We start from the raw sequence: 24,445 nt of genomic DNA, 5'->3' as shown, positions 1-24,445 counted from the left end.
CACCAGAGTGGCAGCCGGCGGCGCTCCAAGCCAATGCGTTGGGCTTGGGAGGTGATGCGTTTTGTTTATGCCTGCGGCTCAGTGGTCGGCTCCAGCGAACCCGGCTACGCGCTGAGTCGGTGGACGCCGACACTTTCTTTTCAGGCCGCTTTTGACCGGCAGATAACAGTCATCGAGCTACGCTGCCACCGGCCTATATTGACTCGGCACACAACTGAATTCGCCCAGATGCCCGCCATCGCCCGCGTGCATTGGAGATCCCGAGAGGTCGGCATGAGCTTCCCTTCTTCCACGTTTGCCAAGTCGCCTGCCACTCACTCGAATGCCCCAGCTGAACCCGAGTATGTCCTCCAGCCGCCATTGCCAGCCCCCGCCTCAGCCGCAGACGTGCCCAAATCAACGGCCTCGACATGGCCGCAGCTGTTCAAGACCATGGTGCTGCCAACTTTCGTCGCCATGGCTATCAAGCTGCTGCGTATATGGGTTGACCCCGGGCTGGCCAAGGACATTTTGACGGGGTTGGACCAGCAACCCGTGCATCTCTCCGGCAAAGAGCGGATGGAACAACTGTTGGAGTCAATCCGGGACAGCTACATCGACCCGCGGACACTGCAACTGGTCGAAGTGATAGCGCATGCCTACCACATCATCTGGGCAGGGGGTTCGAACTTCAGTGTGCAGGCACTGGAAGAACCCCTGAGCAAGCTTGAACCGCATTTGCTGGGTCTTTCCTCCCGGCACAGCGGCGACTCGGTGCACAAGGTCATGCAGGTGGCAGTACCGGGGGTACTGCGCTTGCTCAGACAGTTTTTCAATGGCGCCGGCGTGCCGGACATGGAGGGAGTTGCCAACTACTTGCAGTCAATCAACAGCATCGATAACCAGCAGGTGCTGAGGGTGGTATTGCCTGACAACTTGCAATGGCTGCCGAACTTCTTCTGGGGCTGGGGGCAACTGCTTGAGGCATTGCAAGATCCGGCGCTGTTCGTTGCTACCACTCTGCAATCGCAGACCGATGCGCTGGCGGCCCAATCCAGCCAGGCCATCGAGCAAGGTACTGCCTTTCTCGAAACAGCGTTGCAAAGTCCTCTTGCCGGCCTGGTTCGTGATTTCCTCGACGAGCGCTTCGGTGTCCGCCTGCCGGAAGAAACCTTGGCCACCCAAGCCGTACCCTTGTTCATGGATGCAACGATGCGCAACAGCCCCGGCTCGCTGCAGGCGATCACTTACCTGAGCGACCTGGCCAGCGCCGCCCAGGCGCTGCGCGCGCTGTCCAGCTTTCCATACCAGCTGAGCGTCAGTGCACAACTGGGCTGGGGATTCGACTTTCTCCAGGCTCCGCAAACCCGGCAAGCCATGCAGCTGTTGATGCCCGAGCGTATCGCCACACCCATTCTGGCCACGGGCGATATCGGCGCGCGGCTGGCCAGGCTTCCTGACGATGCCTCAGTGAACGTCCTGCTCGATGAAGTCACCAACGCCATTGCCCAGTCACCCCACCGCCACCTGCTCGAAGCGCATTTGCCGATGCCTCTGGCGCAGTTGGCCGAGCAATTCGAACGCTGGAGCCCGTTGACTTCGCGAATCACCCGCCTGAACGACGAGACTGCGGATTCGCAGGCATGGTCGCGTGTCAGCATTATCGGCATGGGCCTGTGGGAGATGGTTACCCAAGAGGCCAAGGCGTACCTCGATAGAACGGTTCAGGATGGCGAACTGGTCAGTGAAGTGGTCATACCGCTCGCGGTTTGGGGATTCATGCTAGGGGGCTACAAGGTCCCGCAAACTATGGGGGAGCTTGCCGAACTGGTGGTAAAGAAGGTCATCAAGGGATTGTTTCCACAAGTTTATGGGGCCTTGAACGCTGCTCTGTGGCTCCGCAAGGTCAATAGCTATCTCTGGACATTCCGTGAGTTCTGGCAGGTCTACCAGCAACCACCCAGCGCTGCTCGCGAGCAGAAGCTATTTACCTACCTGGCGGACGCCATCGGCCTATGGAGCTGGGTGACGCCGCTGATCATCCAAGTGCGCGAGCTTTTCTACTTGCTGCCCCCGCTGCTCGCGATGTATCAGGCGCAAGGCGATGAGGTGGCTGAAGAAGGTGCGCTGGAACGCATCGGCCTGATCGTGACCAAGCTGCACGACAGCAGCAACCCAGTGGTGCAGGCCTGGCTGCGGCGGCTCAAGATACTGGCCATCAGCCTGGTGACCGGCCTGAGCGAAGAGCAGATCAGTCCTTACATCCCGACCACCGCCGGCACCGACTCGGACCTTGATCAGCAGTACCGGTCTGGCACGCCCAGTGAACAGAGCTACCTGGGGCCCGCCACAGTCACTCAGTCCAGCGCGAGGACGATTGCAGAGCATCTGCAAGGGGCGCGCAACTTGTACGATTATTTGGTACCCGCTACGACTGCCTCCAAACTAAGCAAAATGCTCGCCGGGTTCATGCTCAACATCCCGATGGCGTCAGCCGCGGACGATGACGGGTCGACCGTGATAGACCACGGTGAATTGCAGGAGATGGCGGGTATTCCGACAGCCGTCGAGAGCCTTGCGGCCCATAACGCCCGCGCCAACGCCGAAATCTACGGCGGCGTCGGCGCACTGGCGGCGGCGTTGCTGTTCGCTGCAATGGCGTACCGCTGGCGAAACCATGGTGAGGCGTCTGCGCCGACTGCGGCTGGCGCCGGTAGCAGCGCGAAGCAGCCAGAGGCGACGGCGGCGGAATCCGGCGCGCTGCTGGCGCCCTACGATAAATCCTGGGAGCACGATAACTCGGTGTTCAAAGCCACCACGCAACCGGTTGCCTTGAGCGAGCGCGTGGCAAACGGTATCAGGAGCGTGGGCCAAAGCATTAGTAATCAGCGCAAATGGATTGCTGCGGGAGCTGCCGCTACCGCAGCGGTCGTGGGAGTCGGGCTGGTGTGGCATGGCATGGCCAGCAAGCTTGGCGAAAAAGAAATTGCGGCGCTGCTGCACAAACCCGGCAAGAACGGCAAACCCGTTATCGACAACGTGGCGGTGGCGCTGGAGGCCGAGTACGACATGCAGCAGTTGTGGGAAGACGACGACGCCATGGAGCTGGCCATGATCGAGCTGGCAACGGCCGCTGGCTACGTTCCCACCGAAGCGGAGCAAGCCGAATGGCCCACGGTCTCGTTGCAGAAAAAGAGCTCCAGAGAAGCTCGCGATACCGATGCGATCCTCGACGCGCTGTCGGCGGGCGCGGAGCTTGTGCAATTGTCCGTCGAGGCGGCGATCCGCCTTTCGGATATCGTCGAGGTATTGAAACAGGAATTGATGATCCAGGAAGCGATCAAGATCGTGCTCAAGGACGAAATGCAGCAGCACATGGATAAGAAACCGACAATGCCGGCCCACCTCTTCACGCCGGAGGGTTACGCGGAACATATAGGCAACCAGCTTTACAGCAAATACGCTGACCAGTTACCCGCCGATCGAAAGTCTTACAACGCCGAACGCACTCACGTATTGAACGTTTCCGGCCAGAATAAAGATCTGCGCTCGCCACTGTTGGGGGTGCTGACCCTGGGAACTTCTCACTTTCAGTCGCTTGCAGCCCGTGAGCGCAACCCTTACACCTACCAGCCGATGATTGCTGACGGGCGCATGTATATCGACGAAGAAGTAGAGATCAGTGAGTACGATATGTTGACCGGCAAGCTAGCCGAACAGACCAATGCACTGCTGTACGTCAAGAAGGATGCATCCAGATACGATCTTGGAGGGCCTGAACCGAAAGAGTTGTACAAGGAAATGCTGACAACGGATCTTGAAGCCAGCTACCTGAAAGCGTTGGCTCCGGAATTCGAAAGGCTCCGTCCAGCCCTTCAGGACGGCCGTATGAAGTTGATCCAGGACATGCTTCGACTCAGAGTCAAGATACCCGGCTACAATCCGATTCAGGCATTGAAATCAGGGCAAGCATCGCTGCACGAAGTTGATCTGCTCGAGGATAAAGCCAGGGCAACCGCTTCGGATACAGTGCGCAATGTGGTCGGGTTCGTCGACAGAACCTGGGACCTGCAATTTCTTTTATTCCTGCAAAGTGGAACACTGACGGATGTGTCCCAGGCCGGCGGCAGGGCCCGTAGGTTATTCGGAGAGCGTTATAGCGAGGGCGTCGGCGAAGGACGCAACCCACATCGGATCCATCAATTTCAAATTCGCGACTATTCCACTTTGGTCGGGATCATGGACGGAAAAAAGCCTCGCTCTACAGTTTTCCCCACCGATTACGTTGCAAAACGAATCCCCGCTGAAGTTCTACAGGAAGCGCTCAAGGCCAAACGCAGCGATGGCAGCCCACGGTTCGATGCCGGCTTGATCGGGCAGTACCAGAGGTTACAGGCGGGATTGGGGCCATACGATGCCCTTCCGGAATCGGTCAAATACCACGCCTACGATGGGGTCGCGATCTCCCTCGGACCTCGGCGGACGCTGAGCGAGATAGCCGAACGGCAGATTGCAGATCTGGAACTCGACTTGAAAAATCAGATGGATAAGGCGACCCGCAACGAACAGGAACAGGCGGATATCTATAACGGCGACGTCGCGGGTTGGATTTTCGGCATCGTCGCAATGGCGTTCGCCGCCGTATCCCTGATCCCCACCGCCGGGTCCGGTACCCTCGCCGCCATGTCGGCGATATCGGCCATCGCTTCAGCCGCAAGCAGCAACTCGCAGCGAATATTGCATGCTGACACCGTCGAGGACGCCACCTATTACAGAAACACCATCATGCTCAACATTATGCTTGAGCTCTTTGCTTTGGGCGCCGGCCTGAAAGTGGGCGATGTGTTCAGGCTGCCCAAAGCCTTGGGCACCGCGTTCGCAGCAATCAAAAAGCGAACCAAGGCCAGGTTGATGAAGCTCCAGGAGCATGCTGCGCGCATCCCTGCGGGCCCAGCGAAAACAAAGGCGGAAAAAGTCGCCGAAGCGGCAGCCAAGGCAAAAAAACTGGAAGACGACAAGATAAAGCGGATCTTGAACAGCAAGACACGCCTCAACAATAGCCCTAAACCCTTCAATATCGAGACTTGGATCAAGGACAATCCTGCGCTTTACAACAGCATTAGCGAAAACGCGATGAGCGACATCCTCGGCCCCATGATCGTCCTCGGGGCGGTGATAGGCGGCCCGATAGGCGTTGACTACATGGCTAAGCTGAACAAGCCCGAGTTCGAGGCGGAGGCCAAGCGCCTAGCAGAGGAGGCTGTCGACGATGCCAGCGGATTACCCTCGACGCCAAACGCGCAACCTAGTATCTATCACCCCCTTGTGGTTCAACCTTTTCAGCGTTATGTCGTGGACCTCGACTACCTGGATTACCGCGACTCGCCAATGGATTTCCACTACCGCCAAGTTCCCTTGGGCACTCTGGACCTCGAGCTTGAAGATCTTGCAGCACGACCGGCAGACAGTGCTTCGACGGTGACGCCATTGCGTTATCAGCGCAGCGACACCGACCGTTGGTACATTTACGATCGGCACCAGGTACTGGGCACCGGGGTTTACCGGATGATCGGTCATACACTGTACAAACTCGCCACACGCGCGGAGCAGTTATTGGGCTATGGTGCAGCGTTCAATGGTCTTTACAAAATGCAAATGAATGGAGCATACGTCCATGAGGTCTTGATAAAAGCCCGAGGCCATGAGGTGCCCGACGCTTTACAGAAACATGGCTTCGCTCTGATGGACCCGCTCAAACGCAAGGCCTATTTCGACCAGGTGATCGTCGACAAGATTCCAAGCGACCGTCCGGCGCTGACCGCTTTCAATAATGCTCGGGACAAGAGCGCCAGTGCCGCTGCACTACTGGCAGAGCTTGCCCGGTACGAGGAACTGGTCATGGTCGGACCTGATAGCTATCCAAGCCTTATAGCGACTACAGACTACAGGCAGAGTATCAGTCTGGCCAAGCAGCAGATACAGACAGCCTTGGAGCAGATGGCCAAGGAGCTGGACGCAGCTCCATTGCATCCCGACGGGAGATATTCTGATCGAGAAGTCTATTTTGAACTCAAGGAACGCCTGCTGCTAAATGTTGACAGCTTGAACAGGTCATTAAACGAACTCAATATCTATGACGACAACTCCGTAGCGTTCCTCCAACTCTATATGGCCAGCCGCAGAATCCAGGTCGTCACCGAAGAGTTGCGGGTGATCGAACAGGGTCCGGCTTACGAAATACTGGCGCGCAATCAGCGCATCGCGGATATGGCAAAAGCCAGACGTGAGTATGACCAGGTGTACAACGCACTCACGCCGGAGCAACAGTCCATCGGTCGCAAGCTGTTTCCACGCGAGCACTAATCGGTCCGGGTCGTCTGCTCAGGGATTCGCCTTTAGCCAGGCCAGCAAATCGGCGACCTTCTGCGGGTCGGACAACCCCCAGAAGTGCATGCGCGTGCCCGGCACCACGTCGGTCGGCGCCGCAACGAAGGCGGCCAGGCTGGTGTCCGACCAGACGATGCCCGACGCCTGCATTTCGTCTGAATACTTGTAGCCAGCCGTGGTGCCGGCCTTGCGCCCGATCAGGCCATTGAGCTCGGGGCCGAACGCATGCTGGGCAGCTCGACCAATGGTGTGGCAACCCTTGCAGGTCTTCTCGAAAACCACCTGGCCGGCCGCCGCATCGCCATCGGCGCGAGCCAGTGTCGGCAGCGCTGCCAGCAGCAGGAACAACGGCCAGGCATTCATTCTGAACTTCCCCATAGACCCATCATCAATTCGATTGATCATTCAAATCGCCATTCGGAATTATTCATTGGTGCAGCAAGCGGGCAGGATGGCATCCATCGACTGGCCTTGGGAAAGGAAACCTGATGAATATCAACCTGATAATAGTGTGCACCATTGTCTTCTCGTTTGCCGTGGCATTGGCTCACGTCTAGGCACGGCTTGCAGTAAAAGATTTTTCACCCGGGCAGCTCCAGCAGGGATCCGCTACGCTTGGGGCAGCGAGGCACAATCCAAGGATCAGGTGTCGCAGAAGCGGAAGTCGCGAGGTTGCCGGTGAGCAAAAGGGGCGATACAGGGCTGACCCGCTGGGGCCTTCTGGCGCTGGCGGGGGGGTTGGCGGTCAGTGCGCTGGTCGCCAGCCTGGTGGGCTATTCCAACCGCGAGTACACGCGCCAGGCCGTCACGGCCTCTGCGCAGCAAGCGGCCCAGGAGATCGCCACGCGCCTGCATCTCTACCAGTACGGCCTGCTGGGTGCGCGCGGCGCGGTGCTGACCGCCGGTGAACAGCAGGTGACCCGCGACATCTTTCGCCGCTACAGCCAGAGCCGCGACTTTGCCACCGAGTTTCCCGGGGCTCGTGGTTTCGGCTTCGTGCGCCGGGTGCCGCAAGGGCAACTCGATGCCTACGTGCAGCGGGTCCGCGCCAGCGGCCAGACCGACTTCACCCTCAAGCAGATTGCCCCGCACGCCGGCGAGCGCTTCATCATCGAGTTTATCGAGCCGGGCGAGTCCAACCAGTCGGCCATCGGCTACGACATCGCTTCGGAGCCCTACCGCCGCGAGGCGGCGCTGGCGGCCATGGCCAACAACGAGGTGCGCCTGACCGCGCCGATCACCCTGATGCAGACCCAGGGCCATACCGAGCAGTCCTACCTGGTGCTGCTGCCGGTTTACCGTGGCAGCACCGCGCCGGCCAGCCGCGAGCAGCGGTTGGCCGAGGGCGTTGGCTGGGCCTACGCGCCGCTGGTGATGGAAGAAGTCATCGGCAGCCTGCAACTGGACGACGCCAGTCATCGTGTGCACCTGCGCGACGTCACCAACCCCGACAACCAGCCGCTGCTGCACGGCAACACCGAAGGTTTCGAGGCCGTCGCCAGCGCCAGTGTCGAGCAGCCGGTATTCGGCCGGCGCTGGCAGGTGGAGATAAGCGTCAACCGCGAATTCGTGCGCGGCCTGCACCTGCTTTCGCCCTACCCGGTACTGGGCCTGGGCGCCTTGCTCAGTGTCATGCTGAGCGCCCTGCTGATGGCCTCGCAGATGGGTCGGCTGCGGCGCCAGCAGGCCCTGGCGGCGCAGGGATTGATGGCGGCAATCGTCGAAAGCTCGACCGACGCCATCATCACCAAGTCGCTGGACGGCCATATCACTTCGTGGAACGGCGGCGCCCGGCAGTTGCTGGGCTACAGCGCCGAGGAAGCGATCGGCCAGTCGGTTTCGCAGCTGCTGGTGCCCGATCGCTACAAGGCCGAGGAGCGCGCCATGCTCGCCACCGTGCAACGTGGCGAATCGGTGCAGATGCTGGAAACCCGCCGGCGCCATCGCGACGGCCACGAGATCGACGTGTCGATCTCCGTGTCGCCGGTGCGCGACCCCGCCGGACGGGTCATCGGCGCCTCCAAGAGCATGCGCGACATCAGCGCGCAGAAGGCCGCCGATGTCCGCCTGCGCGAGCTCAACAGCCACCTCGAGGAGCTGGTCGGGCAACGCACCGAGGAACTGACCCGGCTCAATGTGCTGTTCGCCAACGTCTTTCGCTCCTCGTCGGAAGTGTCGATCATCGCCACCGACCTGCACGGCATCATCACCATCTTCAACCGCGGCGCCGAGTACCTGCTCGGCTACTCGGCCCATGAGCTGATCGGCCACAGTACCCCGGCCATCATCCACCTGCACGACGAGGTGCAGGCCCGTGGCGACGAGCTCTCGCAGCTCTATGGCATGCCCATCCACGGCTTTCGCGCACTGGTGCACCAGGCCGAAGTGCAGGGCTCGGACACCCGCGAGTGGACCTACCTGCGCAAGGACGCCAGCCAGGTACCGGTGTCGCTGGTGATCACCAGCATGCGCGACGACCACGGCGCGCTGATCGGCTACCTGGGCATCGCCGTCGACATCACCGAGCGGCGCACCGCCGAGCGCGAGCTGGCCGCCAGCGTCGAGCAGCTGCAGCACCAGCACAACGAACTGGTGACCCTGCGCGACCACCTGGTGATGGCCACGGACATCGCCGAGCTGGGCATCTGGACCATCAACATGGTCGACAACACGGTGCACTGGAGCGAGCGCATGAACGAGCTCTACGAGCTCGACCCGCCGATCACCGACGCCGACCTCAGCTATGCCTACTGGTACTCGCGCCTGCACCCCGAAGACGCCGAGGCCGTGGCGGCGCGGCTGGCGGCGGCGATCGAAGGCAGCGGGAATTACGAGACCGTCTACCGCATCCTGCGCAACGACGGCAGCATCACCTACATCCAGTCGGCGGCGCGCATCGAACGCGATGCCCAGGGCAGACCGCTGCGCCTGACCGGCATCAACCGCGATATCACCGCCCGCCATGCCCTGGAGGCCGGCCTGCTGTACGCCAAGGAGCAGGCCGACGCGGCCAGCGCCGCCAAGTCGTACTTCCTGGCCAACATGAGCCACGAGATCCGCACGCCGATGAACGCCGTGCTGGGCATGCTCCAGCTGATCAACAACACCCCGCTCAACCCTCGCCAGCAGGACTACGTGGGCAAGGCGCAATCGGCGGCGCGCTCGCTGCTGGGCCTGCTCAATGACATCCTCGACTACTCGAAGATCGAAGCCGGCAAGATGCAGATCGACGCCCATACGTTCGAGCTCGAAAGCCTGATGCAGGACCTCGCCGTGGTCATGGCCGGCAACGAGGTCAACGCGGTGGTCGAGGTCGCCTTCGACATCGATCCCCAGGTGCCGGCCTTGCTGGTGGGCGACAGCCTGCGCCTGCAGCAGATCCTCATCAACCTGGGCGGCAATGCGCTGAAATTCACCCAGCAGGGCCACGTGGTGGTCAGCGTGCAGCTGCTCGAGCACCTCGAGCACGAGGTGCAGCTGCGCGTGGCGGTCACCGACACCGGCATCGGCATCGACCCCAGCCAATTGGAACGGATCTTCGAAGGGTTCAATCAGGCTGAGCCTTCCACCTCGCGACGCTTCGGCGGTACCGGCCTGGGCCTGGTGATCAGCCGGCGCCTGCTCAACCTGATGGGCAGCGACCTGGAGGTGCAAAGCACGCCCGGGGTCGGCAGCCGTTTCTGGTTCGACATCACCCTGGGCGTCGGCGCCGGCAGCCACGCCCCCAGCCTGCCCAGCCACAGCCCGCGGCAGGTCAAGCTGCTGGTGGTGGACGACAACCGCGAGGCCGGGCATATCCTGCAGCGTACCTTGCAGGCGCTGGGCTGGCAGGCCGACTACCTGCCCGACGGCGGCGACGCGGCCACCCAGGTGGTGGGTGCCTACCACGCCGGCAAGGCCTACGACGTGGTGCTGATGGACTGGAAAATGCCCGGCAGTGACGGCCTGAGCAGCGCCCGATCGATCCACGAGCGCTGCGTCGGCTTTGCGGCGCCAGTGGTCATCATGGTCACCGCCTATGGCCGCGAAGTGTTGGCCGATGCCCGCGAAGCCGGCGACCCGCCCTTCGTCGAGCTGATCACCAAACCGGCCACACCGCGCCAGCTGCACGACGCCATCCTCAAGGCGCTGAAAGCCGACCCGGCCGCCCTGCCCGAGCTGCAGACGCCGCCGGCGCCAGTGGCGCGCCTGGAGGGCGTGCGTCTGCTGGTGGTCGAAGACAACGCCCTGAACCGCTTCGTCGCGCTGGAGCTGCTGCGCCGCGAAGGCGCCGGGATCGAGCTGGCCGAAGGCGGCGTGCAGGCGCTGGCCATGCTCGACGCCGCCAGCCCACTCTACGACCTGGTGCTGATGGACGTGCAGATGCCTGACCTGGACGGCCTCGAAGTCACCCGCCGCCTGCGCGCCAACCCGCGCTTTGCCCACCTGCCGATCATCGCCATGACCGCCAACGCCTCCCAGGCCGACCGCGATGCCTGCCTGGCGGCGGGCATGGACGACCACATCGGCAAGCCCATCGACATCAATCATGTGGTCGAGGTGCTGCGCCGCTTCCTGCTCGCCCTGCTTACCCCTTCCACTGCGCCGGGCGAGCCGCCGCTGCAACCGGTGGCGACCATCATCGACCGCTTTGGCGGCGACGGTCAGCTGTTTCGTGGCGCCCTGGGCCATTTCGAGGTGGAAATGGGCCATCTGCTGACGCGCCTGGAGCAAGCCGTGGGCACGACCAACCGCCGCGAAGCCGGCGACGTGCTGCACTCGATCAAAGGCTGCGCCGGCACCATGGGCGCGCAGGCCCTGGCCAACCTGGCGGGCCACCTCGAGCCGCAGATCCGCGTGCAGTCCAATGCCGAACCGATGGACAACCTGATCGACCTGCCGATCATCCACCTGCTCTGCGACGACAGCCTGCGCGAGCTGCACCAGCTGGCGCTGGTGTTCGCGCCGTTGTCGCCATAAGCCCGCAGGCGCACAGGTTCTGCCCCCTCGCACATCTGGCTTGCCATACACCGCGCGCCTGCCTATAGAATCCCCCCACCTTCGTCCAACAAGAATACCCAATGAGCCCATCCCTTCAGGTGCAGCAACTCTGGCAACAAGCCCGGCAACTGGAACACGACGGCCAGGCGCAGCGGGCCGAGCAGGCCTATCGGCAACTGCTGGCCCTGGAGCCCGACTTTCACCCGGCCTGGCACGCGCTGGGGCTGCTGGCGGTCGCCGCGCAGCAGTTGCCGCTGGCTGGCGAGCTGATCGAGCAGGCCCTGGCGCACGGCCCCGACGAAGGCCTGTACTGGCGCAACCTGGGCGAAATCCGTCGGCGCCAGGGGCAGCTGGCCGGCGCGGCGCAAGCTGCCACCCAGGCCTGCGAACTGCTGCCCGACGACCCGCTGGCCTGGTACAACCTGGGTTTGGCGTGCGCCGAACAAGGCGATCACCCGCGCGCCGAGCCGGCCTATCGCCGCGCCCTGGCGCTGGCGCCAGGCTACGGGGCGGCATGGAACAACCTCGGTTCGCTGCTCGAGCTGCGCAACGCGCCGGGCGACCGCGAGGCGGCGCAGGTCGCCTATCGGCAGGCCATCAGCCTGGACCCGCGCCATGCCCAGGCGCAGAACAACCTCGGTGCGCTGTACGCCGAGCAAGGCCGTCTGGACGAGGCCCGTGCCTGCTTCGAAGCGGCAATCGCCACCCAGGGCGATTTCGTCGCCGCCCACTACAACTACTCGTCGTTGCACACCTACCGCCCGGACGACCCGCATCTGGCCCTGCTGCAAGGCCTGCACGCCGGGCGCGAACAATGGCCCTACGAGACCCGCGTGCGCTACAGCTTCGCCCTGGGCAAGGCGCTGGACGATGCCGGCGCCTATGACGCGGCGTTCGCCGCCTATGACGAAGGCAACCGCTTGCAGTACGCCGCCCATGGCTACGACGACAGCGCGGCCCAGGCATTGCAGCAACGCATCATCGCCACTTTCGACGCCGACTTCTTCGCCGCCCGCGCGCACTGGCAAGGCGCTGTCGACCCGCAGCGGCGCCCGGTGTTCATCGTTGGCATGCCGCGCTCCGGCACCACGCTGCTCGAGCAGATCCTCTGCAGCCATGCCCAGGTGCATGGCGCCGGCGAGCTGCCGACGCTGGGCACGGTCATCACCGCCGGCTGCGGCGCGCCAGGCTACCCGGAGGGCGCCACGGGCCTGGACGAAGACCAGATACGCGACATTGGCCAGGCCTACCTGCGCGAGGTGTGGCAACTGGCGCCGGACAGCGCCTTGATCACCGACAAGATGCCGGCCAATTTCTTCTATCTGGGCCTGCTGCACCTGGCCCTGCCCGGCGCGCGCATCATCCATGCCCGCCGCGACCCCATGGACTCGTGCTTTTCCTGCTATGCGCGGCTGTTCGGCGAGACCATGGACTTTGCCTACGACCAGCAGGCGCTGGGCCGCTACTACGTGCGCTACCGGCAACTGATGGAGCACTGGCAGCAGGTGCTGCCGGCCGGCACCTTCCTTGACCTGGACTATGAGGCGCTGATCGCCGACCCCGAGGGCCAGGCCCGGCGCGTACTGCAATTCGTCGGCCTGCCCTGGGACCCCCGCTGCCTGGAGTTTCATCGCAACCCGCGGCCGGTCAAGACCGCCAGCGTGGCCCAGGTCCGCCGTCCGTTGTACAGCAGCTCGGTGGCGCGCTGGAAACATTTCGCCCGCCACCTGTGGCCGCTGTATCAGCAGGTCAAGGCCTGGCGCGACAGCCGCGACGACGAACCGCAGCTGCTGCAGGCCATGCAGCTGGCGCAGGCCGACAGCCTGCACCAGGCCGGTATCGCGCTCTACCACCAGGGCCGCTTCGAGCAGGCACTGGCCCTCTTCGAGCAAACCCTTGCCCTGCTGCCCCAGGCCGCCAGCGTGCATAACAGCAAGGGCTTCGCCCTGCAGGACCTGGGCCGTACCGAAGCGGCGCGCGACTGCTTCGCCCAGGCCCTGGCGCTGGACCCGCACTTGGCCATGGCGCGGCTCAACCTGGGCCTGGCGCAACTCAAACTGGGCGACTGGCAGGCCGGCTGGGCCAACTACGAGGCGCGCTGGACCGGCTCTGCCGAAGCCTCGCTCGAGACCTTCAAGCGCCCCGATTGCCCCTTGCCGCAATGGCACGGCCAGCCGGCCAGCGGGCAGAGCCTGCTGGTGATCATCGAGCAGGGCTTTGGCGATACCTTTCAGTTCGCGCGTTACCTGAACCTGCTGGTGACGCGCTTCGCGCGGGTCGGCCTGGCCTGCTCGACCCCGGTGCTGCGCCTGATGCAGGACTCCTTCGGCGAGCAGGTGGTGATCTTCCACGGCCTGCCCGAGCACTTCGAGGGCTGGGATTGGCAGTGCCCGCTGATGTCGTTGCCGGGGGCCTTCGCCACCCGCGTGGACAGCGTGCCGGCACAGCTGCCGTACCTGAAAGTGCCGCAGCCTGCGGCCGAGTATTGGCGGTCCCGGCTGCAGGCCGCCGCGCCTGGGCGCCTGCGCATCGGCCTGGCCTGGGCCGGGCGCGCCGACTATCGCTACAACCAGCGGCGCAGCCTGGATTTCGCCCACCTGCAGCCGCTGTTCGAAGCCGCTGCCGGACGCGTGAGCTGGGTCAATCTGCAGAAATGGCCCGCCGGGGTGCAAGCCTCGCGCCCCGGGCCCGAGGTCGACTGGCTGGACTGGACCGGCGACCTGGGCGACTTCGCCACCACCGCCGCGCTGGTGGCCAACCTCGACCTGGTGATCTCCGTGGACTCGGTGCTGGTGCACCTGGCCGGTGGCCTCGACGTGCCGGTGTGGATGCTCGACCGCTTCGACAACGAATGGCGCTGGCTCAAGGACCGCCTCGACAGCCCCTGGTACCCGCGCCTGCGGATCTTTCGCCAGGCCACCTTTGGCGCCTGGCCGGGCGTCATCGAGCAGGTCTGTCAGGCCTTGCCGGCCGCCCTGGCGACGCCGCCGGCGGTGCGCCCATGAACGCCCGCCTGAGCCTGGCCTGGGGCCTCGCCCTACTGGCCGCGTGCGCCGGGGTACCGCCCCATGCCAGCCGCGAACAGACCGCCAGCGGCCTGACCGCGGCCGCCCAGTGGCAGGCCCTGGAGTTGCGCACCGGCAGTTTTACCCTCGCCGCCTGGGCCGGACCTGCACAAGCCGCCGCTGGCGACGGGCTGCTGACGGTCTACATCGAAGGTGACGGCCTGGCCTGGCTCTCCTCCTCGACTGCCTCCGACGACCCCACGCCGCTCGACCCAGTGGGCCTGCGCCTGGCCGTGGCGCAGCCGCGCGGCGCGGTGGCCTACCTGGCCCGGCCATGCCAGTACAGCGGCCGCCAGGACCCACGCTGCAACCAGGCCGACTGGACCGTCCAGCGTTTCTCGCCAGCGGTGATCGACGCCAGCAACCAGGCCGTCGACCAACTCAAGGCCCGCGCCGGCGCCCGCCGCCTGGTGCTGGTCGGCTATTCCGGCGGCGGTGCGGTGGCGGCCCTGCTGGCCGAGCGGCGCAGCGATATCGCCGCCCTGGTGACGGTGGCCGGCAACCTCGACCCGGCAGGCTGGACGCGTATCCATCGGGTTACACCATTGGCCGGCTCCCTCGACCCCATGGCCCAGCGCAGCCGCCTGGCTGCGCTGGCGCAATGGCATTTTGTCGGCGGGCGCGACAGCAACATGCCCGCTGAGCTGGCCCAGGGTTTTGCCGACGGCCTGCCCCGGGCCAAGGTGGTGGTGGTCGACGGTTTTCAGCACCAGTGTTGCTGGGCCCGGGACTGGGCCGGGTTGGTCGAGCCGGTATTGCACGAAGTCCAGGACGCCCGCGCGCCCTGAAATCGGTCGCTGGGTGCACGCCCGCCCGGACCCTGCCCCCCTATGGGACGGCCCGGGGGCTGAATCGCCGAGCAAGGCCCGGCCAGCCCCCGCCAAGCCAACATTTATTTGACGCCAGATCTGCCTAAATCGGCCAATCCGCCGAAATTCTGCCACATACTCATTCATCTCTATCCTTATCGGCCCGCTCTAGCCCGAGCCATACGGCGAAAACGCCAGTATTCCGCCATTATCACGTCCGTCGCCTCATTTCAAAATATTTCTGTCAGGACTTTGACATTCGTCACGGGCACGGATATGAATGTGTCCAGTATGAAACCTTCTTAATAAACTCCCACCGCACAAGGATGTCGCTGCATGAACAAAGCCCACCGTGTTGTCTGGAGCGACGCCCAAGGTGCATTCGTGGTGACCCATGAAAACGCCAAGTCGCGTGGCAAACCCACCTCCGGGCGCAAGCTGCTGGCCAGCGCCATCGCGCTGGGCCTGGGCGTTGGCCTCACTGGCCTGCTGCCCGGCGCGGCCATGGCGGCCGGCAGTTGCGCCAGCGGTGGAGCCAGCACCATCAATGGCGCCCGCACTATTACCTGCACCCTGGCCAGCGGCGGCACGGTCAATGTCACCTCCAACGGCTCGATCGTCGCCAACGGCCCTGGCGTGCTGCTGGGCGCCGCCGCCAGCGTGCCGACCACCGGTGTGGTCAACAACAGCGTGTTGATCCGCAACGCCGGCCTGCTCAGCGGTGGCAACGGCAGCTCGGCCGTGCTGATAGACGGCACTTCGGCCAGTGGCTCGGTGCTCAATGCCGCCGGCGGCCGGCTCACCGCCAGCACTGGTGGCGACGGCATCCGCCTGCAGAACTCCAGCCTCGATGGCTACATCCGCAACCTGGGCAGCATCGCCAGCACCGGCAACGGCATCTCCGTGCTGGGCTCGGTGCTGGCCGGCAACCTCGACAACCGCAACGCCATTTCCGCCAACACCGGCCTCAACGTGCAAGCCTCGACCATCAAAGGCAGCGTGCTGGACAGCGGCAACATCAACAGCAGCGACTACGCCATCATTGTTGACGGCAGCCAGGTCGGCGGCAGTGTCAGCGTGCAAGGCAGCGCGGCGGGCGGCAAGAATGCCCTGACCCTCACCAACGACAGCGTCGGCGGCTCGGTCACCACCAGTGGCAGCCTGTGGGCGCAGCAGACCGCAGTCCTGCTGGACAACACCCAGGTCAGCGGCAACGTCAACAACAGTGGCCGCATCGACGGCAGCACCGGCCTGAAGATCGCCGACGGCAGCAGCCTCACCACTCTGCGCAACAGCGGCAGCATCACCGGCCGCGACTTCGCCGTGCAGGTCACCCAGGCCCACCTCGGCGGCGGCATCACCAACACCGGCACCTTGGGCATCCTGGCGCCCAACTGGCAAGGCGCGCCCAACCCGAACATCGGCAACGGCCTGGACGTGCAGCTGTCCAGCGTGGCCAAGGACATCGACAACTCCGGCACCATCGCCGGCGGCACGGCCGGCGGCGCCGGCGCGCACATCGGTGGCTCGGTGCTGGGGCGCAACATCGTCAACAGCGGCACCATCACCGGCGCCGACCAGGGCATGCACCTGTACAGCAGCAGCCTGAAAGGTTCGCTGACCAACACCGGGGTGATCTCCTCGAGCAATGGCACCGGCCTGCTGCTGACCACCGACGTGTTGCGCGGCGACATCGTCAACGGCGGCAGCATCGCCGGCTTCACCAGCGGCCTGCAGCTCAACCGCAGCTCGCTCGATGGCGACATCCTCAACACCGGCAGCATCCAGAGCAACAACGCCAACGGCCTGGTGCTGACCCAGACCGACACGCGCGGCGACCTGATCAACAAGGGCAGCATCGGCGCGCTTTACTTCGCCGTCAGCCTCGACCGCAGCAACCTGGGTGGCAGCCTGGTCAACGACGGCAACACCAGCGCCTCGATGGGCATCAGCCTGAGCAACTCCAGCATCGCCAAGGACCTGATCAATACCGGTTCGATCAACACCGGCGGTGCCGCGCTGGTGATGACCGGCAGCAGCATCGGCGGCCAGTTCAACAACAGCGGTACGATGACGGGCGGGCTGTACATCAGCGGCGGCTCCTCCATCGGCAAAGGCCTGATCAACACCGGCAACGTAGGCAAGAACGGCGTGGCCATCGACCTCGACCACTCGGCGATCCAGAGCGGCGGCATCACCAACAGCGGCAGCCTGAGTGGCACCGACGGCGGCGTGCTGATCAGCAACAGCCTGGTCAATGGCAATATCAACAACTCGGGCAGCATGGTCACCACCCAGAATTTCGTGACCGCCACCGTGGACGGGCTGGGCCTCAAGGGCAGTACGCTCAACGGCGACATCATCAACAGCGGCGTGCTCTCAGGCTTCAATGCGCTGTCGCTGGAGCAGTCGACGGTGATCGGCAATATCGACAACTCGGGGGCTGCCAATGGTGCCTTCGGCACCGGCATCAATCTGGTCGACAGCCTGGTGACCGGCAACCTGACCAACGAGATCGGCAGCAGCGTGGGCGGCCGCTATGGCATCAACCTGAACAACAGCACCATCGGTGGCCAGCTGGACAACAACGGCAATGCCTCGACCAAGTTCAGCAGCCTGGCGGTCAACGACAGCGTGGTCACAGGTGGCATCACCAACGCCGGCACCCTGCGCTCGAACGAAAGTTCCAGCATCATTGCCAACAGCACCCTGGGCAGTTTCGTCAACAGCGGCAGCATCTTTGGCCAGGGCCCGTCGCTCTACCTGAACGCCGATCGGGTCACAGGCGACGTGGTCAATGCCGGCACCATGGGCGGCCTCTACATCAGCGCCAGCACCATCGGCGGCACCCTGCAGAACAGCGGCACCATGACGCTCAACTACCATGGCCCGCTGGACATCGAGGGGCATTCCACCATTGCCGGCATCGTCAACTCCGGCAGCCTGACCAACAATGGCGCCAACGGCCTGCCCGGCCCGGCCATCGGGGTCTACGATTCGGTCATCGGCAATGCTGGCATCCGCAACACCGGCACCCTCACGGGCAACACGGGGGTACTGCTGTCCAACTCCACCGTGACTGGCGACGTCGTCAGCAGCGGTCTGATCGCCGCCAACGGCAGCGCCGTCAGCCTGTCCGGCAGCACCATCGGCGGCACCCTGGCGATTTCCGGCACCAGCCTGAGCAGTTATGGCCCTGCGGTGATCAACGTCGCTGGCCAGTCCAGCGTGGGCGGCATCGTCAACAGCGCACAAATGACCAACGGCTTCGGGGCGGCCATCAGCATCAGCGACTCGGTGATCGGCAGCGGCGGCATTCGCAACAGCGCGGACCTGAGCGGCACGGCCGGTGTGCTGGAGATCAGCAACAGCCGGGTCAATGGCGACATCTACAACGCCGGCAAGCTGATCTACAGCACCAACTTCACCACCACGGGCAATGACGGGCTGGCCCTGAGCAATAGTGTGCTGACCGGCAACCTGATCAACCGGGGGTCTGTGCAGGGCCGCATCGGCCTGAACCTGCAACAGTCCACTGTGATCGGCAACATCGACAACTCGGGCGCCATTGGCGGTTCCAATGTCGGCGTGGCGCTGACCAACAGCCGGCTGCAAGGCAATCTGATCAACGAGTCCGGCAGCACCATCACCGGTCGCGGCGGCATGCTCATCACCGGCAGTTCGATCACAGGCCAATTGCTCAACGGCGCCTCGATCGGGACCGAGAATAGTTCGCTGAGCGTGATCAACAGTAGCATCGATGGCGGTATCACCAATACCGGTACCCTGAACACTTACATGGGTTCGGGGACCATCCTCAACAGCACCCTGGGCAGCTTCGTCAACAGCGGCTACATCCGCGGCATCGGCGACGGCTACGACATCCAGAGTTCGCAGATCACCCATGACCTGAACAACAGCGGCACCATCACCGGCCTGCAACTGGATCACAGCAGTGTTGGCGGCACCCTGACCAACAGCGGCCTGATCAGCGCCAACTACCTGGGCGCGGTCTGGCTGGCCAATGGCTCCAGTGCCAACGCCATCGTCAACAGCGGCACCATCACCAACACTGGCGACGGCGTCAGCACTACGGCAGGGCCGGCCATCGGCATCTACGACTCGAGCATCGGCAGTGGCGGCATCAGCAACCTCGGCGGCACGCTGACCGGCGTCGGCGGCGGATTGCTGGCCAGCAACAGCACGATCAGCGGCGACATCGTCAACACCGGCGTCATCAGCGGCGACACCGCCCTTGTCCTGCAGGGCACTAGCGTTGCCGGCCAGCTGAACAACAGTGGCCTGGTCAGCGGCGGCACCCGTGGCCTGAGCCTGAGCGACAGCACCATCACCGGCGGCATCAGCAACAGTGGCACGCTGAGCGACAGCCTCGGCAGCAACGCGGTGAGCACCAGCAGCCTGGGCAGCTTCAGCAACAGCGGCATCATCAACAGCCGCGGCAACGGCCTGGACATCGAAGGCAGCCAGATCACCGGCGCCTTCAAAAACAGCGGCAGCATCAGCGGCGCACTCCAGGGCCTGATCGTCAACAGCAGCACCGTGGGCGGCATGCTGGTCAACAGCGGTTCGATCTCCGCGCGCAACAGCGCCCTGAGCGTCAGCAACAGCGTGCTGAGCGGGGGCATCAACAACAGCGGCAGCATCGTCTCCCAGGACAGCAACGCCATCACCGGCAGCACCGTGGGCAGCGTCATCAACAGCGGCACCATCAGCGGCGGCGCCATTGGTCTGGACATTGCCAACAGCACCATCAACGGTTTGGTCATCAACAGCGGCACCATCAGCGGCGGCCGCTTCTCGCTGTTGTCGGAGAACGGCAGCGTGACCCAGCTGATGATCGCCGGCAGCGACACCGCCGTGTTCAGCGGCGAAGTGTCCGCCCCTGAAGCTCACGTGAGCATCGCCGAAGGCGCCGCCTACACCATGAACGCCGGCAACCTGTTCACCGTCGCCGACTTCACCAACTACGGCACCCTGACCCTGGCCTCCAACGCCACCGGCACCATCGCCGGCAACTACATCCAGGACGCCAACGGCACCTTGAGCACCCAGGCGGTCAACGCCACCACCTTCGGCAAGCTCAACGTCACCGGCACCGCCACCCTGCCGGACCAGGCCAAATTCAATGTCGACGTGGTCGACAGCGGCCAGTCGTTCAACGGCGCCACCCTGAACAACGTGCTCAGCGCCGGCACCCTGAACTCCAACGGCACCTACGCGGTGACCAGCAATTCGGCGCTGTACAACTTCAGCGGCGTCAAGGACGGCAACAGCGTCGACCTGGTCGCCTCGCCCAAGTCCACCAGCGCCGTGACCCAGGCCCTGCAGAGCAGCGGCGCCAGCACCAACCTCAGCGCCGCCCGCGTGCTCGACAGCGCCATCGCCAGCAACAGCAGCCTGACGCCGTTCTTCGTCGGCGCCACCAGCGGTGCCGGCGTTGCCAGCGCGGTCTCGCAGACCCTGCCGTCCAACGCCGTGGCCGCCAGCCAGGTCAGCCAGTCGACGCTGTCGACCATCACCGACGTGATCCAGTCGCGCATCGACGCCAACACAGGTCTGGCCTCTGGTGACGGGTTCTACGGCGACAAGAACCTGTGGATGAAGCCGTTCGGCTCGTGGATCAACCAGAGCCAGCACGGCAACACCCCAGGCTACGACGCTTCGGTGTACGGCATGGCGTTCGGCGTGGACGCACCGGTCAACGAGCTGACTCGCCTGGGCGTGTCGTTCTCCTACGCCAACGCCGACACCAACAGCAAGGCCGACGTCGCCGCGCAGAGCGCCAAGGTCGACCTGTACCAGCTGATGGGCTACGGCAGCTACACCCTGGCGCCGGACACCGAGCTGAGCTTCCACGCAGGCGTGGGCCAGAACCGCAACGACGGCGAGCGCAACATCAGCCTCAACGGCATCGGCGGCAAGGCCAAGGCCGACTACGACAGCCGCAGCTTCACCGCAGGTGTCGCCCTGGCCAAGGCCTTCGACCTGAACCCGACCACGCGCTTCATCCCGTCGGTGCGCGCCGACTACACCTGGATGAAGGACGACAGCTACCACGAGAAAGGCAATGCGGCGCTGCAACCGCTGCTGCTGGACGTCGACAAGCACCAGACCGACCAGCTGATTCTTGGCGTGGACGGCAAGCTCAGCCACGAAATCGTCCCGGGCACGCAAGTGACCGGCAACCTCGGGGTGGGCTACGACGTGATCCACGACGACTCGATGCTGACCTCGGCCTATGCCGGCGCCCCTGGGCAGACCTTCAACACCGTGGGGCAGAGCTCCAGCCCGTGGCTGGCGCGCGGTGGCGTCGGCCTGACGACCAAGATTGCCGCCAATGGCACGGAGCTGTCGGTGAACTACGACGCCGAAGCGCGCACCGACTTCACCAACCAGACGGTGTCGTTGAAGTTGAAGATGCCTTTCTGATGCTGTGCGGCCAGGCCGGATGGGGTTGACTCGGCGCAGGAGCAGCCACCGGTGGGAGGGGGCAAAGCCCCCGAGCTTTTGCTGTTGACCTTGATCAAAAGCGCGGGGGCCTGCCCCCTCTCCCACCCTCGCCGGCCTCAGCCGTCAATCATCTCGGCAACCCGAGCCACCAGCTCGGCCATCACGAAGGGCTTGGTGATCACCTGCATGCGCGCATCCAGGCTGCCGCTGCCCAGCACCGCCGACTCGGCAAACCCCGTCACGAACAGCACCTTGAGCGTCGGACGAAAGACCCGCGCCGCATCGGCGACCTGCCGCCCGTTCATGCCACCGGGCAAACCGACGTCGCTGACCAGCAGGTCGACCCTCGCGCTGGAGCGCAGGATGTCCAGGCCCGCCTGGCCGTTGTCGGCCTGCAGTGTCCGGTAACCCGCCTCTTCGAGCACCTCGACGATCAACATGCGCACCGTTTCTTCGTCGTCGATCACCAGCACCTGCTGCCCACTGCCGGCCGTCAACGGCGTGTGCGCCGCATCGCCTTCGTCGGCCAGCGCGCCGCTGTGGCGTGGCAGGTACAGGCTCATGGTGGTGCCTTCGGCGATCCGCGAATGGACCTGCACCTGGCCGCCGGACTGGCGCACGAAACCATGAATCATCGACAGCCCCAACCCGGTGCCCTGGCCAATCGGCTTGGTGGTGAAGAACGGGTCGAAGATGCGCGCAATGATGTCTTCGGCAATCCCGGTACCGCTGTCGCTGACGGCCAGGCACAAGTAGTCGCCGGGCACCAGGTCGAGCTCCTTGGCTGCCAGGCCGCCGAGTTCGACGTTGCGCGTCTGGATACCGATGCAGCCCCCGGCCGGCATCGCATCACGAGCGTTGATGGCCAGGTTGAGCAAGGCACTTTCCAGTTGCGCGGCGTCGATGCGCGCGGGCCACAGACTGTCGTCCGCCAGTACGTGAACGTTGATCGCCGGTCCTACCGTGCGCCGAATCAGGTCTTCCATGCCGAACACCAGGCGGTTGACGTCGGTGGGTTTGGGGTCCAGCGTCTGCCGCCGTGAGAACGCCAGCAGGCGCTGAGTCAGCGCAGCGGCACGCTGGGCCGAGGTCTGCGCGCCCTTGATGAAGCGCTCGACGCCCTCGTGGCGGCCCTGGCTCAGGCGCTTGTCGAGCAACTCCAGGCTGCCGATGATACCGGCGAGCAGATTGTTGAAGTCGTGGGCGATGCCGCCGGTCAACTGACCGACAGCTTCCATCTTTTGCGCCTGGCGCAAGGCCTCGTGGGCCTGGGTCAGCTCGTTGCTGCGCTCGGCCACCCGTTGCTCAAGGGTCTCGTTGGCGACCTGCACCTGCTGGAACAACCGCGCGTTGTCGATGGCGATGGCCGCCTGGGCGGCCAGCGCGGACATCAGGTGTTCATGCTCGGCGGTGAACTGGCCAGGCTGCGGGTGGCCGAAGAACAGACCGCCCTGCACTTCCCCGGAGCGTGACACCACCGACACGGCCAGGTAGCTGCGCACCGGCAAATGGCCCTCGGGCATGCCGCGATGGGGCTCGGCCTGGCCATAGCGCGGGTCCTGCTGGATATCGTCGCTGCGCACCACGCCGAGGTTGTTGAAGGTGGGCGCGAAGACCTGTGTCGCCCGCGGCCGGCCCAGCCGGCTGAAGACCTCGCGGTCGGCCCCCGACAGCGTGAACAGATGCAGGCGTTCGCCGCTTTCGTCCAGCTGGTTGTGGAAGTAGGCGCCAAACCGCGCGCCGGTCAACTCGACCCCGGCATCGGTGACGGTCTGCACCACCCGTTCCAGATCCAGGTCCCCCGCCAGTACGGTATTGATCCGGTTGAGCGTCTGCAGCGCACTCAAGGCCTGGCGCAGGCGCTGCTCGCTGGCTTGCATGGCGGCGCGGGCCAGGTGCGCTTCGGTGACGTCGTGGCCTTCGCAGAAGATACCGATGACGCGGCCCTGCTCGTCGGTCAGCGGCTCGTAGATGAAGTCCAGGTAGCGCTGCTCGGCGGGTTGGCCTGGGGTGGTCAGCCAGATCGGCGTGCGCTCGGAGACGAACCGCTCGCCGGTGCTGTAGACCCGGTCCAGCCACTCATAGAAGCCTTGCCCGACCAGCTCGGGAAAGACCTGGCGGATGGTCTTGCCAACGAAGTCCCGATCACCGAAGAGGCTGCGATAGGCCTTGTTGACGAACTCGTAGACGTGCTCCGGGCCCTTGAGCACCGTGATGAAACCCGGCGCCTGCTCGAACATGCGCTGCTGCTGCGCCGCCTCTGCCGCGCGCTGACGCTCGCCGAGCACGCGGGTGGTGGTCTCGTGCCCCTGGTTGAAAATGCCGGCGACCTCGCCGGCCTCGCCACGGATCGGGGTAAAGCTGTAATTCCACCAGGTGTCGCAGACCACGCCGTCGCGCAGCATGGGCAGCCATTGGTCGAAGGTCGAAAAGCCGTTGCCGGTGGCCTGCACCTGCGCCAGTTGCGGCCCGACCACCGCCCAGATATCCGCCCAGACCTCCCGCGCCGGGTGCCCGAGTACCGCGCCGTGACGCTCACCGGGGATCGGCGCCCAGGCGTCGTTGTACAGCAGGCACAGGTCCGCCCCCCAATAGATGGCCGTGGGAAAACTCGAGTTCAGGCAGATACTCAGCGCCGAGCGCAACGATTGCGGCCAGGCGGCCGGCGCGCCCAGGGCGCTGGAGGACCAGTCATGGGCACGGATGCTCGCGCCCATCTCGCCCCCACCCAACAGAAAGTCCAGCATGAGCTTT

The 24,445-nt window shown here is 64.5% G+C and carries 7 protein-coding genes; 5 read left to right on the top strand and 2 right to left on the bottom strand.

What is annotated here, in order from left to right; genetic code table 11:
* The first annotated feature begins 54 nt into the window (after nt 1-54).
* Complete coding sequence (locus tag SFA35_RS11775; protein ID WP_320578520.1) at nt 55-6,342, top strand: hypothetical protein; 6,288 nt, start codon at nt 55-57, stop codon at nt 6,340-6,342.
* Between the two features lie 18 nt (nt 6,343-6,360).
* Here the strand turns inward: SFA35_RS11775 and SFA35_RS11770 are convergent, their stop codons facing one another.
* Complete coding sequence (locus SFA35_RS11770; RefSeq protein WP_320578518.1) at nt 6,361-6,729, bottom strand: c-type cytochrome; 369 nt, start codon at nt 6,727-6,729, stop codon at nt 6,361-6,363.
* Nucleotides 6,730-7,044: 315 nt separating this feature from the next.
* Between SFA35_RS11770 and SFA35_RS11765 the strand changes: the two genes are divergently transcribed.
* From SFA35_RS11765 to SFA35_RS11750, 4 genes are all read left to right on the top strand, one after another.
* Nucleotides 7,045-11,325 (top strand): PAS domain S-box protein, encoded by a 4,281-nt coding sequence (locus SFA35_RS11765; RefSeq protein ID WP_320578515.1) that lies wholly within the window; start codon nt 7,045-7,047, stop codon nt 11,323-11,325.
* A gap of 101 nt (nt 11,326-11,426) precedes the next feature.
* The gene (locus SFA35_RS11760; RefSeq protein ID WP_320578513.1) at nt 11,427-14,351 is read left to right on the top strand and encodes a sulfotransferase; all 2,925 of its coding nucleotides are present in this window, start codon (nt 11,427-11,429) and stop codon (nt 14,349-14,351) included.
* Nucleotides 14,348-15,199, top strand: coding sequence for an alpha/beta hydrolase (locus SFA35_RS11755; protein ID WP_320578511.1), 852 nt, complete (start codon nt 14,348-14,350; stop codon nt 15,197-15,199). The genes SFA35_RS11760 and SFA35_RS11755 overlap by 4 nt, the downstream gene beginning before the upstream one ends.
* 357 nt (nt 15,200-15,556) lie before the next feature.
* A complete protein-coding gene (locus SFA35_RS11750) occupies nt 15,557-21,670 on the top strand; it encodes an autotransporter domain-containing protein (protein WP_320578509.1) in 6,114 nt (2,037 codons plus the stop codon).
* A 137-nt stretch (nt 21,671-21,807) separates the two neighbouring features.
* Here the strand turns inward: SFA35_RS11750 and SFA35_RS11745 are convergent, their stop codons facing one another.
* Nucleotides 21,808-24,438, bottom strand: a complete 2,631-nt coding sequence (locus tag SFA35_RS11745) for a GAF domain-containing protein (RefSeq protein ID WP_320578507.1) — start codon at nt 24,436-24,438, stop codon at nt 21,808-21,810.
* Nucleotides 24,439-24,445 lie beyond the last annotated feature (7 nt).

The organism is Pseudomonas sp. HR96 (assembly GCF_034059295.1).
GTDB lineage: Bacteria > Pseudomonadota > Gammaproteobacteria > Pseudomonadales > Pseudomonadaceae > Aquipseudomonas.
This window is presented reverse-complemented; position numbering and strand designations above follow the sequence as displayed.

Coding starts and splice junctions, on each gene's coding strand:
- SFA35_RS11775 (WP_320578520.1), top strand. CDS start 55: ATGCGTTTTGTTTATGCCTGCGGCTCAGTGGTCGGCTCCAGCGAACCC.
- SFA35_RS11750 (WP_320578509.1), top strand. CDS start 15,557: ATGAACAAAGCCCACCGTGTTGTCTGGAGCGACGCCCAAGGTGCATTC.
- SFA35_RS11770 (WP_320578518.1), bottom strand. CDS start 6,729: ATGAATGCCTGGCCGTTGTTCCTGCTGCTGGCAGCGCTGCCGACACTG.
- SFA35_RS11760 (WP_320578513.1), top strand. CDS start 11,427: ATGAGCCCATCCCTTCAGGTGCAGCAACTCTGGCAACAAGCCCGGCAA.
- SFA35_RS11745 (WP_320578507.1), bottom strand. CDS start 24,438: ATGCTGGACTTTCTGTTGGGTGGGGGCGAGATGGGCGCGAGCATCCGT.
- SFA35_RS11755 (WP_320578511.1), top strand. CDS start 14,348: ATGAACGCCCGCCTGAGCCTGGCCTGGGGCCTCGCCCTACTGGCCGCG.